This is a genomic window from Pseudomonas sp. (genome assembly GCF_040514055.1).
In the GTDB taxonomy this organism is placed as follows: Bacteria; Pseudomonadota; Gammaproteobacteria; order Pseudomonadales; family Pseudomonadaceae; genus Aquipseudomonas.
Genome location: NZ_JBEVDL010000089.1, coordinates 1 through 12,164, shown reverse-complemented (window position 1 = coordinate 12,164; position 12,164 = coordinate 1). Strand labels below are relative to the sequence as shown.

Sequence of the window (12,164 nt, the reverse complement as noted above, 5' to 3'; positions counted from 1 at the left end):
GGTTCAGCAGGCCACGTTCGTCGGCGCCGGCCAGAAACGGCTTGTCCAGACGATCGTCCGCCAGACGGAACGGGACGTTCATCCACGAGCGGTCGGACTTGTTGATCGGGTTGCTGTACAAGCCGCTGGCGTCGATGAAGTCGTACAGCGTGCGCTGCTTCACTTCATTGAGCTTGCCGATGGCTTCAACGCCACCCTGCTCTTTCAGCCACTCGAACACCAGGCCGGACAGGTACCAGGCCAGGGTTGGCGGAGTGTTGTACATCGAACCGTTATCGGCCGCGACCTTGTAGTTGAGCATGGTCGGGCACAGGGAACGGGCGTGACCCAGCAGGTCTTCGCGAACGATGTTGACGACGATGCCGCTCGGGCCGATGTTTTTCTGGGCGCCGGCGTAGATCATGCCGAAGCGCGAGACATCGATCGGACGCGACAGGATGTCGGAAGACATGTCGGCGACCAGCGGAACGTCACCGGTTTCCGGAACCCAGTTGAATTCCAGACCACCGATGGTTTCGTTCGGTGCGTAGTGAACGTAGGCCGCGTCTTTCGACAGGTTCCATTCGTTCTGACCGGGAATAGCGAAATAGTCGTAAGGCTTGGCGGTGGCGGCGACATTGACGTTACCGTAGCGCGAAGCTTCTTCGATGGCTTTCTGCGACCAGATACCGGTGTCGATATAGTCGGCGGTGCCGCTTTCCGGCAGCAGGTTCAGGGGAATCTGCGCGAATTGCTGGCTGGCGCCACCTTGCAGAAACAGCACTTTATAGTTCGAGGGGATATTCAGCAGATCACGCAGATCCTGCTCGGCCTTGGTGGCGATGGACACGAACTCATCACTGCGATGGCTCATTTCCATGACCGACAGGCCCTTGCCGTGCCAATCAAGGAGTTCACCCTGGGCGCGCGTCAGGACAGCTTCGGGAAGTGCCGCAGGACCGGCACAGAAGTTATAGGCTCTCTTGCTCACATCCAATCTCGCTCTGATTTGGTGGTAGTCACGCAATAAATCACAACATCAATCGACACAGAGTCCCGGCTAAAGCAAAACATCTGTGGGAACGAGCCTGCTCGCAATGGCATCACCGCAGCGCCTCAGACGTATCGCGGCGCCTGCATCGCGACCAGGCTCGCTCCCACAAGGGATCTCCATGGGTGTCGATATTTCATTACGGACAAACAACAAGGGGGCGAATTTTCATCCGCCCCCTGTTTGTCCGCTTACTCTTGCGGTTCTTCGTCAGCGGCGGCGTCGAGCTGCTGGTCTTCGGCAACGTCGTCGATCACGACTTCACCGTCGAACACTGCACCTTCTTCACCCTCTTCACCTTCCAGCTCTTCACCTTCGACTTCCGACGGCTCCTGAACCCGTTCCAGACCGACCAGCGTTTCATCGCTGGCCAGTTTGATCAGGGTCACGCCCTGGGTGTTACGACCCAGGCTGGAAACTTCGTCGACACGGGTACGAACCAAGGTGCCCTGGTCGGAAATCAGCATGATTTCCTCTCCATCGAGCACCTGCACGGCGCCGACCAGCTTGCCATTGCGTTCGTTGCTGACCATGGCGATCACCCCCTGGCCGCCACGTTTGTACTCGGGGAATTCGGCGATCGCGGTGCGTTTGCCATAGCCGCGCTCGGAGGCGGTCAGGATCTGGCTACCTTCTTCCGGGATCAGCATGGAGATCAGCTTCTGCCCCTCGGGCAGCCGCATGCCGCGTACCCCACGGGCAGTACGACCCATGGCCCGCACATCGGTTTCCTTGAAGCGGGTGACTTTGCCACCGTCGGAAAACAGCATGACTTCCCGCGAGCCGTCGGTGATGGCGGCGGAAATCAGGATATCGTCCTCGTCCAGTTCGAGGGCGATCAAGCCGACGCTGCGCGGCCGGCTGAACTGCACCAGCGGGGTCTTCTTCACGGTGCCGTTGGCGGTGGCCATGAAAATGAACGGTGCCTTGCGCTTGTCCTTTTCGGTCGCCACCTCGCCATCGTCCTGCTCGGCGACCAGGGTGTCGGCGTCGAGATCCTCGACCTCGGCCTGTTTGGCGATAGCCGCGATATCCACCGGCAACATCGCCGTGATGTATTCACCCTCGCTCAGCGGCAGCAGGTTGACCAACGGACGGCCGCGCGCGGCGCGGGAGGCTTCGGGAATCTCATAGGTCTTGAGCCAGTACACCTTGCCCTTGCTGGAGAACAGCAACAGCGTGGTGTGACTGTTGGCCACCAGCAGGTGGGCAATGTAGTCCTCGTCCTTGATCCCGGTGGCCGACTTGCCCTTGCCGCCACGGCGCTGGGCCTGGTAGGCGGTCAGGGGCTGGGACTTGGCATAACCGGTGTGGGAAATGGTCACCACCCGGTCTTCCTCGGTGATCAGGTCGCCCAGGGTCAGGTCCAGCCGCGCATCGAGGATCTCGGTGCGGCGTGCGTCGCCGAATTCGGCCTTGACCCCTTCAAGTTCCTCGCGGATGACTTCCATCAGGCGCACGGCGCTGGTGAGGATGCGGATCAGCTCGCCGATCTGCAGCAGGATCTCCTGGTACTCGGCCAGCAGCTTCTCGTGTTCCAGGCCGGTCAGGCGGTGCAGGCGCAGCTCGAGGATGGCCTGAGCCTGCTCCGGCGACAGGAAATACTTGCCCTCGCGCAAGCCGTACTGCTCCGGCAGGTCCTGCGGGCGGCAGGAATCGGCACCGGCGCGCTCGACCATGGCCACCACGGCGCTGGACTCCCAGGCGGTGGCGATCAAGGCGTCCTTGGCCTCGGCCGGGGTCGGCGAGGCCTTGATCAGGGCGATCACCGGGTCGATATTGGACAGCGCGACCGCCTGCCCCTCGAGGATATGCCCGCGTTCGCGGGCCTTGCGCAGCTCGAACACGGTGCGCCGCGTCACCACTTCCCGACGGTGCAGGATAAAGGCTTCGAGCATGTCCTTGAGGTTGAGGATCTTCGGCTGGCCGTCGATCAGGGCGACCACGTTGATGCCGAACACGCTTTGCATCTGGGTCTGGGCATAGAGGTTATTGAGGATGACCTCCGGGACCTCGCCGCGGCGCAGCTCGATGACCACGCGCATGCCGTCCTTGTCGGACTCGTCGCGCAGCTCGGTGATCCCCTCGAGTTTCTTCTCCTTGACCAGCTCGGCGATCTTCTCGATCAGCCGCGCCTTGTTCAACTGGTACGGCAGCTCGGTGACCACGATCTGCTGGCGGCCACCGACCTTGTCGATGTCCTCGATAATGGCCCGCGCGCGGATATGAATGCGCCCGCGACCGGTCCGGTAAGCCTCGATGATGCCGGCACGCCCGTTGATGATGGCCGCGGTCGGAAAGTCCGGCCCCGGGATGAATTCCATCAACTGGTCGATGCTCAGCTCAGGATTGTCGATCAACGCCAGGCAGCCGTTGATCACTTCCGTGAGGTTGTGCGGCGGAATATTGGTCGCCATGCCGACGGCGATACCGCTGGAACCGTTGACCAGCAGGTTCGGGATCTTGGTCGGCATGACCGCCGGGATGATTTCGGTGCCGTCGTAGTTGGGCACCCAGTCGACGGTTTCCTTGTGCAGGTCGGCCAGCAACTCGTGGGCCAACTTGGTCATACGCACTTCGGTATAACGCATGGCGGCCGCGTTATCGCCGTCCACCGAACCGAAGTTACCCTGGCCGTCGACCAGCAGGTAGCGCAGGGAGAAGGGCTGCGCCATACGCACTATGGTGTCGTACACCGCGGTATCACCGTGGGGGTGATACTTACCGATCACGTCACCGACCACACGGGCGGACTTCTTGTACGCCTTGTTCCAGTCGTTGCCCAACTCGCTCATGGCGAACAGCACACGCCGATGCACGGGCTTCAAGCCATCACGCGCATCCGGCAGCGCCCGCCCGACAATCACGCTCATCGCGTAATCGAGGTAAGACTGCTTCAGCTCGTCTTCGATATTGACCGGTAGAATTTCTTTGGCCAGTTCGCCCATGAGAAGCCTGGTTCCTTTTTCTGGTGAAACCCCACCCACATGCACTAAACGGGGCGAAGTCCGCCGCAATGGCCCTAGGCCATTAACGACTCACGACAAATCAACGGGTTATGACGGGGGTCGACGCTAAGCGGAACGACCCGGCCGGCCACCCGTGAAAACCGACGGAGCGTACCACAAACCCAGGTCCGCACCTATCCCCCGGCAGTCACCGCCGCTGCCCGGCAAGCGGCGCAAGCACCTGATTTGCAGAACAATGCAACAACCCGACAGAACTCGACGGAGCCCCTCAATGCAGGCGCTTGCGGCACATCAATTGCGCCATCTTGGCGGCATCCGGGCGCTCGACCACACCCTTCTCGGTGACGATGAAATCGATCAGGTCAGCCGGGGTGATATCGAACACTGGATTGACCGCCGCCACGTCCGCCGCCACCCGCTGCCCGGCCAGCTCCAGCAGTTCGCGCCCGTCGCGCTCCTCGATGACGATGTCATCGCCGCTCTCCAGGGCCATGTCGATGGTCGAACTGGGCGCCACCACCATAAAACGCACCCCATGGTGCATGGCGTTGACGGCCAGCTGATAGGTGCCGATCTTGTTCGCCACGTCGCCATTGGCGGTAATCCGGTCGGCGCCGACTATGACCCAGGTGATGCCCTTGGTTTTCATCAGGTGCGCCGCCGCCGCATCGGCATTCAAACTTACCGGAATGCCTTCGAGCGCCAATTCCCAGGCGGTCAGACGTGCGCCCTGCAACCAGGGCCGGGTTTCGTCGGCATAGACCCGCTCCACCAGGCCTTCCAGGTACGCCGCCCGGATCACCCCCAAGGCCGTACCGAAGCCGCCGGTGGCCAGCGCACCGGTGTTGCAATGGGTCAACAGGGGCTGCGGATTGCCCTGGTGCTGGCGGATCAGATCGACACCCAGCTGGGCCATGGTCAGGTTGGCCTCGCGGTCGCTGTCATGGATGGCCACCGCTTCCGCCTCCAGCACGGCCAGGGGGTCATCGCCCACCTTGAGCCGCTGCAGGCGCTCACGCATGCGGTTCAGCGCCCAGAACAGGTTTACCGCCGTCGGCCGCGAGTCGGCCAACACTTGGAAGTCCGCCTCCAGCGCCGCCTGCCAGTCGCCGCCCGCCGCCAGGCGCGCACGCGCGCCCAGCACCAGCCCATAGGCCGCACTGATACCGATGGCCGGCGCTCCGCGCACCAGCATGCCACGGATCGCCTCGGCCACCGCCGCGGCCGACTCACAGACGCACCACCGCTCCTCGAACGGCAGCAGGCGCTGATCGAGCAGATGCAATACGCCATTACGCCAATCGATGGCCTTCACCTTCTCCGCTGCCAACAAGCGCTCGCGCATGGCCTACCTCGTCCTGTGAAACGAAAAGCCGCGGATTATAGCGAGCCCCCTGCCGAGGCGCTCGGGTATACTTCGGCCTTTGCCACGATACGCCAAGGACGCCCGCCATGCCTGACCAGAATGCCCCGCTCGACCTGCTGCTGCTGCCCACCTGGCTGGTACCGGTGGAGCCGGCTGGCGTCGTCTTGCATGAGCATGGCCTGGGCATCCGGGACGGCCGCATCGCGCTGATCGCGCCGCGCGACGAGGCCTTGCGGCACGCGGCCGTGGAAGTGCGGGAGCTGCCCGGCATGCTGCTCAGCCCCGGCCTGGTCAACGCCCACGGCCATGCGGCCATGACGCTGTTCCGCGGCCTGGCCGACGACCTGCCCCTGATGACCTGGCTGGAACAGCATATCTGGCCGGCCGAGGCCAAGTGGGTGGATGAAGACTTCGTCCGCGATGGCACCGAGCTGGCGATCGCCGAACAGCTCAAGGGCGGTATCACCTGCTTCTCCGACATGTATTTTTTCCCGGAAGTAGTCAGCGAACTGGTGCACAACAGCGGCATCCGCGCGCAGATCACCATTCCGGTGCTGGATTTTCCGATTCCCGGCGCCCGCGATGCCGACGAAGCCCTGCGCAAGGGTGTCGCCTTGTTCGCCGACCTTAAGCACCACCCGCGCATCAAGGTCGCCTTCGGCCCCCACGCGCCCTACACGGTCAACGACGAGAAGCTGGAGAGAATCCGCGTACTGGCCGACGAGCTGGATGCTGGCATCCATATGCACGTGCAGGAGACCGCCTTCGAGGTGCAGCAGTCGCTGGACACTTACGGTGAGCGGCCCCTGGCCCGCCTGTCGCGCCTGGGCCTGCTGGGCCCACGCTTCCAGGCCGTGCACATGACCCAGATCGACGACGATGACCTGGCGCTGCTGGTCGAAAGCAACAGCAGCGTAATCCACTGCCCCGAGTCCAACCTCAAGCTGGCCAGCGGCTTCTGCCCGGTGGAGCGGTTGTGGCTGGCCGGCGTCAATGTGGCCATCGGCACCGACGGCGCAGCCAGCAACAACGACCTGGACCTGCTGGGCGAAACCCGCACCGCGGCCTTGCTGGCCAAGGCCGTGGCCGGCTCGGCAACCGCCCTGGACGTGCACCGCGCCCTGCGCATGGCCACGCTCAACGGGGCCCGCGCCCTGGGCATGGAGGACGAGATCGGCTCCCTGGAAGTCGGCAAGGCTGCCGACCTGGTGGCGTTCGACCTGTCCGGCCTGGCCCAGCAACCCATTTACCACCCCGTCTCGCAACTGGTGTACGCCAGCGGCCGTGATTGCGTACGGCATGTCTGGGTCGGCGGCAAACAGCTGCTGGACCAGGGCCAACTGACCCGCCTGGACGAACAGCGGCTCGGCGCCACCGCCCGCGAATGGGGTGCGCGCATCGCCGGCCAGACCAGCGCCGCCTGCGCCACTCGCTGAACACCGTTTTAGAGGACAGCACCATGAGCAACGTCGACCACGCCGAAATCGCCAAGTTCGAAGCCCTTGCCCACCGCTGGTGGGACCGCGAGAGCGAGTTCAAACCCCTGCACGACATCAATCCGCTGCGCGTCAACTGGATCGACGAACGCGCCGGCCTGGCTGGTAAACAGGTGCTGGACGTCGGTTGTGGTGGCGGCATCCTCAGCGAGGCCATGGCCCAGCGCGGCGCCCAGGTGACCGCCATCGACATGGGCGAAGCGCCCCTGGCCGTGGCCCGCCTGCACCAGCTGGAGTCCGGTGTCTCGGTGGACTATCGGCAGATCACCGCCGAAGACCTGGCCGACGAGATGCCGGAGCGCTTCGACCTGGTCACCTGCCTGGAAATGCTCGAACACGTGCCCGACCCGGCTTCGGTGATCCGTGCCTGCTTCCGCCTGGTCAAACCCGGCGGCCAGGTGTTTTTCTCCACCATCAACCGCAACCCCAAGGCCTACCTGTTCGCCGTGGTGGGGGCCGAGTACCTGCTGCGCCTGCTGCCGCGCGGCACCCATGATTTCCGCAAGTTTATCCGCCCCTCGGAGCTGGGCGCCTGGAGCCGCGCCGCCGGTCTACAGGTACGGGATATCATCGGCCTGACCTACAACCCGCTGACCAAGCACTACAGGCTGGAAGCGGATGTGAGCGTCAATTACATGCTGCAGACCCTGCGCGAGGAGTGACACGCATGCGTCTACAAGCGGTTCTTTTCGACATGGACGGTACCCTGCTGGACACCGCTCCCGACTTCGTCGCAGTGGTCCAGGCCCTGCGTGCAGCCCACGCGTTGCCGCCAGTGGATGAGCAGCGGGTGCGTGATGTGGTCTCCGGCGGCGCCCGGGCCATGGTGCTCGCCGCCTTTGACGTCGACCCCCTCAGCGCCGAGTTCGAAGCCCTGCGCCTGGAGTTTCTGGAGCGCTACCAGAACCACTGCGCGGTCGAGACCCGCCTGTTCGACGGTATGCCGGAACTGCTCGCCGACATCGAGCAGGCGCACCTGATCTGGGGCGTGGTGACCAACAAGCCGCTGCGCTTCGCCGAACCTATCATGCAGCAACTCGGCCTGGCCGAACGCTGCGCGGTATTGATCTGCCCCGACCATGTGACCCGCAGCAAACCCGACCCCGAGCCGCTGATCCTGGCCTGCCAACGCCTGGGCCTGGACCCGGCCAGCGTGCTGTTCGTCGGTGACGACCTGCGCGACATCGAGTCCGGCGCCGCCGCCGGCACCAAGACCGCCGCGGTGACCTTCGGTTATATCCACCCCGACGACAACCCCCGGCACTGGGGCGCGGACGTGGTGGTGGATCATCCACTGGAATTGCGCACGGTGCTCGACCGGGCGTTGTGCGGCTGCTGAAGCCGCAGTGCAACAGCGGCAAGCTGAAAGCCATAAGCGGCAAGCCAAGCCTCGCCAACCTACTACTTTAACTTGCGGCTTGAAGCCTGCCGCTGCAGCGCTCCCAAGGAGTTCCCATGTTCGATTACAGCGCCCGCCCCGACCTGCTCCAGGGTCGTACCATCCTGGTGACCGGTGCCGGCCGCGGCATCGGCGCGGCCGCCGCCAAGACCTATGCCGCCCATGGCGCCACGGTGCTGCTGCTGGGCAAGACCGAAGCCAGCCTGAACCAGGTCTATGACCAGATCGAGGCGGCCGGCCAGCCTAAACCGGTGGTGATCCCCTTCAACCTGGAAACCGCGCTGCCGCACCAGTACGACGAGCTGGCAGCGATGATCGAGAACGAATTCGGCCACCTCGACGGCCTGCTGCACAACGCCTCCATCGTCGGGCCGCGTACCCCGCTGGAACAGCTGTCGGGCGACAATTTCATGCGGGTCATGCAGGTCAATGTAAATGCCATGTTTATGCTGACCAGCACCCTGCTGCCGCTGCTCAAGCTGTCCAGCGACGCCTCGGTGGTGTTTACCTCCAGCAGCGTTGGTCGCAAGGGTCGCGCCTACTGGGGTGGCTACGCGGTCTCGAAATTCGCCACCGAGGGCCTGATGCAGGTGCTGGCCGACGAAGTGGAGGGCATCAGCAGCGTACGGGCCAACAGCATCAACCCCGGGGCCACCCGCACCAGCATGCGCGCCCAGGCCTACCCAGGGGAGAATCCACTGAACAATCCACTGCCCGAAGCCATCATGCCGCTTTACCTCTACCTGATGGGCCCCGACAGCCAGGGCAGCAACGGCCAGGCCTTCGACGCCCAGTGACCCCCTGCCGCTGCGCCGGAAAACCGGCGGCGCGGCGGCACCAGCCACGGCAAATTGCCATTAGCCGGCCAGGCAACCGGCAACAATCTGCCGCCCCCTCCACCAGCTAATCTTTAAGCACCTGATAATAAAGCACTTTTTAAATACATAAGAAGTGGCATGGAAATCGCTATAGGTCTGGTGTCCACGCACCAGAGGTGAAGTCCATGAGCCCGCACAGCCAAACCAATACCATCGATTTCGATGCGGCCAAACTTCAGCGCCTGGGCTTTTCCGCCAATCGCACTCCGTCGCTGCGTCCGGTCAGCCTGGGTCAACTGCGCCAGCAACTGAGCCTGCAGCTGCAGACCAGCCTGGAAGTCGAGCGCATCCTCGGCCTGTTCTTTCGCGAGGTGCAGCGTCTGGTGCCGCTGGATGCCCTGGCCTACCAGCATAGCGCCAGCGATGTACGCCTGGAGCTGGGCGGGCGCGCCAACCACTCCGCCGGCTACCGCCTGAGCCACGAAGGCGAATACCTGGGGGAACTGATTTTCCGCCGCAATCAGCGTTTCGACGACGACGAACTGGGCCAGTTGGAGTCGCTGCTCGCCAGCCTGCTGTTCCCACTGCGCAACGCCCTGCTCTACCGCGCCGCGGTACAGAGCGCGCTGCGCGACCCCTTGACCGGCACCGGCAACCGTATTGCCATGGACCAGGCCCTGCAGCGCGAGATCGACCTGGCCCGGCGCAACCTGCAACCGCTGTCGCTGCTGATGGTGGACATCGATCACTTCAAGCGGATCAACGACAGCTTTGGCCACAGCATGGGCGACGAGGTCCTCAAGGCCGCGGCCAACACGCTGAAAAGCCAGTTGCGTAACGTCGACATGGTGTTCCGCTACGGCGGCGAAGAGTTTCTGATACTGCTGTCCAACACCGGCCGCGAAGCCGCCGCCATGGTCGGCGAGCGCCTGCGCCACGGCATCTTCAACCTGCAATGCCTGGCCCAGGGCAGCGCGATCGAGCTGTCGATCAGCCTGGGGTGCGCCTGCCTGCTACCGGGCGAGTCGGTGGAAAGCCTGCTGCGGCGCGCCGACAGCGCCCTGTACGTGGCCAAGCGCGAAGGCCGCAACCGCCTGACCATGGCAGGCTGAGGAACCTCATCTGCCCGCGCGCCACAGATAACCGGCAGCAAAAAAAAGAGGCTCCCGAAAGAGCCTCTTTTTTATGGCCTGCGCACCGCCTTACTCAGGCTTGCGGCCCCGGCCGAAGCCCGGGCGCTGACCATCACCGGCGGGCGGGCCGCGACGCTTGGCCGGCGCCGGCTTGCCCGCATCACGATCGACCAGCACGATGCCGGGACGACCGGGCTTGCTCGGGCGCTTCTTGTTCACATCCCGCGGCCGTTCGGCCACCGGCGTGCCCTTGCCCTGATCGCCACGCGGGGCGGCTGGGCGTGGCGTGCGCGGTGCACGTTCACCCGATTCGGAACGCGGCGCCGGCCGTGGCGCACGCTCACCGTCCGGACGCGGCGTGCGCACCGGACGCTCGGCGCCTTCACCACGGGGTGCGCGCACCGGGCGGTCGGCACCCTCGGTACGCGGGGTGCGGACCGGCCGCTCGCCCCGCGCCGCGTCGCCGCGCGGCGCATCACTGCGTGGCGCGCTGCGTTGCGGGCGATTGACGGCGTCCGGACGGGTATTGCGTGCTGGACGCTCACCGCCTTCGGCACCGCGCGAGGCACGCTGGGGACGCTCGCCGCCTTCCGAGCGCGGACCCGCCTCGGCCCGTGCAGGCGCATTGTGCGCGGGGCGCAGGGTACGCTCGGGGCGTGCGGCGCGACCGACCGGCTTGGCCGACTTGCGCTGCAGGCGGTCGAGCTTGTCGCGGGTCTTTTCCTTCATCGCCGGCTGCAACACCCGCTCCAGGCCCACTTCGGCGCCGAGGATGTCCACTTCGCCCTGGCTCATCTCGCGCCAGCGGCCCATGGTCAGGTCGGAGGTCAGGAATACCGGGCCGAAGCGCACGCGCTTGAGACGGCTGACCACCACGCCCTGGGATTCCCACAGGCGCCGTACTTCGCGGTTGCGGCCTTCCATCACCACGCAGTGGTACCAGTGGTTGAACCCTTCGCCGCCGGGCGCTTCCTTGATATCGGTGAAGCGCGCCGGACCGTCTTCCAGGACCACGCCGGCCTTGAGCCGTTCGAGCATCTCGTCGTCGACTTCGCCGCGTACCCGCACCGCGTACTCACGGTCCATCTGGTAGGACGGGTGCATCAGGCGGTTGGCCAGCTCGCCGTCGGTGGTGAACATCAGCAGGCCGGTGGTGTTGATGTCCAGGCGACCGATATTGATCCAGCGACCGTCCTTGGGACGCGGCAACCGGTCGAAGACCGTGGGACGGCCTTCCGGGTCGTCACGGGTGCAGATCTCGCCATCGGGCTTGTTGTACATGATCACGCGGCGCACCGATTCGGCGGCCTCTTCACGCTTGATGACCTTGCCATCAATGGTGATTGCATCGTGCAGGTCGACGCGCTGGCCGAGCGTGGCCTCGACGCCGTTGACCTTGATGCGCTTCTGGGTGATCCAGGCTTCGACGTCGCGGCGCGAGCCCACGCCGATACGCGCCAGCACCTTTTGCAGTTTTTCACCTGCTGGGCCGATTTCCTGGCTGTCGTTCTGGTCTTTGTCGTTCATCTTAAGCACCTCCCGGTGGGTCGATTCAGGCGTGGCCTGAAGAGTGTTGAAAGCGGGGCTTTGGCCGAATACATCAGCAAAGGGTCGCGAATCATACGCGCATGGCGCGCGTTGCGCATCAGAGACTAGCTCAATAGTGGGTTGTCACTTGTTTTTCCGCCGACCGGTGGCGCCCAGGGCCAGCAGACGCAGCTCGGCTTCGGCGAGAACGGTGCGCTTGTCGACCTTGTCGAGTTTCTTCCAGGCGCGGATTTCGCGCTTGCTACGGCCACAGCCGATGCAGATGTCGTCGGTGAACTTGCAGATATTGATGCAGGGGTCTTTGGTTGAACTCATGCTTTCTCCCTGACAATGAAGATCAAAATAATGTGGGAGCGGGCTTGCTCGCGAATACGGTGTGTCAGTCAGCACATGTATCAACTGACA

10 protein-coding genes are annotated in these 12,164 nt (G+C 64.3%); 5 read left to right on the top strand and 5 right to left on the bottom strand.

Annotated features, from left to right (window positions below):
* The 3 genes from serC to mtnA form a co-directional block, all read right to left on the bottom strand.
* Positions 1–970: 3-phosphoserine/phosphohydroxythreonine transaminase (gene serC / locus ABWY06_RS23905; RefSeq protein WP_353928085.1), on the bottom strand; the 970-nt coding region annotated here is incomplete at its 3' end.
* Between the two features lie 251 nt (positions 971–1,221).
* The gene (gene gyrA / locus ABWY06_RS23900) at positions 1,222–3,978 is read right to left on the bottom strand and encodes a DNA gyrase subunit A (RefSeq protein WP_353928084.1); all 2,757 of its coding nucleotides are present in this window, start codon (positions 3,976–3,978) and stop codon (positions 1,222–1,224) included.
* A 289-nt stretch (positions 3,979–4,267) separates the two neighbouring features.
* A complete protein-coding gene (gene mtnA / locus ABWY06_RS23895; RefSeq protein ID WP_353928083.1) occupies positions 4,268–5,344 on the bottom strand; it encodes an S-methyl-5-thioribose-1-phosphate isomerase in 1,077 nt (358 codons plus the stop codon).
* 107 nt (positions 5,345–5,451) lie between these two features.
* On the opposite strand from mtnA, the gene ABWY06_RS23890 reads away from it, so the two are divergent.
* From ABWY06_RS23890 to ABWY06_RS23870, 5 genes are all read left to right on the top strand, one after another.
* The gene (locus ABWY06_RS23890; protein WP_353928082.1) at positions 5,452–6,801 is read left to right on the top strand and encodes a TRZ/ATZ family hydrolase; all 1,350 of its coding nucleotides are present in this window, start codon (positions 5,452–5,454) and stop codon (positions 6,799–6,801) included.
* Between the two features lie 23 nt (positions 6,802–6,824).
* Entirely contained in the window at positions 6,825–7,523 is a 699-nt protein-coding gene (gene ubiG / locus ABWY06_RS23885) for a bifunctional 2-polyprenyl-6-hydroxyphenol methylase/3-demethylubiquinol 3-O-methyltransferase UbiG (protein ID WP_353928081.1), read from the top strand.
* Complete coding sequence (gene mupP / locus ABWY06_RS23880; RefSeq protein WP_353928080.1) at positions 7,520–8,200, top strand: N-acetylmuramic acid 6-phosphate phosphatase MupP; 681 nt, start codon at positions 7,520–7,522, stop codon at positions 8,198–8,200. The genes ubiG and mupP overlap by 4 nt, the downstream gene beginning before the upstream one ends.
* A gap of 116 nt (positions 8,201–8,316) precedes the next feature.
* Positions 8,317–9,057: a YciK family oxidoreductase gene (locus tag ABWY06_RS23875; protein ID WP_353928079.1), complete on the top strand. Its 741-nt coding sequence runs from the start codon at positions 8,317–8,319 to the stop codon at positions 9,055–9,057.
* A 206-nt stretch (positions 9,058–9,263) separates the two neighbouring features.
* The gene (locus ABWY06_RS23870; protein ID WP_353928078.1) at positions 9,264–10,190 is read left to right on the top strand and encodes a GGDEF domain-containing protein; all 927 of its coding nucleotides are present in this window, start codon (positions 9,264–9,266) and stop codon (positions 10,188–10,190) included.
* Between the two features lie 90 nt (positions 10,191–10,280).
* Here the strand turns inward: ABWY06_RS23870 and rluB are convergent, their stop codons facing one another.
* Together rluB and ABWY06_RS23860 are read right to left on the bottom strand one after the other, a co-directional pair.
* Complete coding sequence (gene rluB, locus ABWY06_RS23865) at positions 10,281–11,738, bottom strand: 23S rRNA pseudouridine(2605) synthase RluB (protein ID WP_353928077.1); 1,458 nt, start codon at positions 11,736–11,738, stop codon at positions 10,281–10,283.
* A 144-nt stretch (positions 11,739–11,882) separates the two neighbouring features.
* Complete coding sequence (locus ABWY06_RS23860; protein ID WP_353928076.1) at positions 11,883–12,074, bottom strand: DUF1289 domain-containing protein; 192 nt, start codon at positions 12,072–12,074, stop codon at positions 11,883–11,885.
* Positions 12,075–12,164 lie beyond the last annotated feature (90 nt).

Bases quoted from the DNA above. Each gene is read 5' to 3' on its own strand.
- gyrA (WP_353928084.1), bottom strand. From the start codon at position 3,978: ATGGGCGAACTGGCCAAAGAAATTCTACCGGTCAATATCGAAGACGAG.
- mtnA (WP_353928083.1), bottom strand. From the start codon at position 5,344: ATGCGCGAGCGCTTGTTGGCAGCGGAGAAGGTGAAGGCCATCGATTGG.
- ABWY06_RS23890 (WP_353928082.1), top strand. From the start codon at position 5,452: ATGCCTGACCAGAATGCCCCGCTCGACCTGCTGCTGCTGCCCACCTGG.
- ubiG (WP_353928081.1), top strand. From the start codon at position 6,825: ATGAGCAACGTCGACCACGCCGAAATCGCCAAGTTCGAAGCCCTTGCC.
- ABWY06_RS23875 (WP_353928079.1), top strand. From the start codon at position 8,317: ATGTTCGATTACAGCGCCCGCCCCGACCTGCTCCAGGGTCGTACCATC.
- ABWY06_RS23870 (WP_353928078.1), top strand. From the start codon at position 9,264: ATGAGCCCGCACAGCCAAACCAATACCATCGATTTCGATGCGGCCAAA.
- rluB (WP_353928077.1), bottom strand. From the start codon at position 11,738: ATGAACGACAAAGACCAGAACGACAGCCAGGAAATCGGCCCAGCAGGT.
- ABWY06_RS23860 (WP_353928076.1), bottom strand. From the start codon at position 12,074: ATGAGTTCAACCAAAGACCCCTGCATCAATATCTGCAAGTTCACCGAC.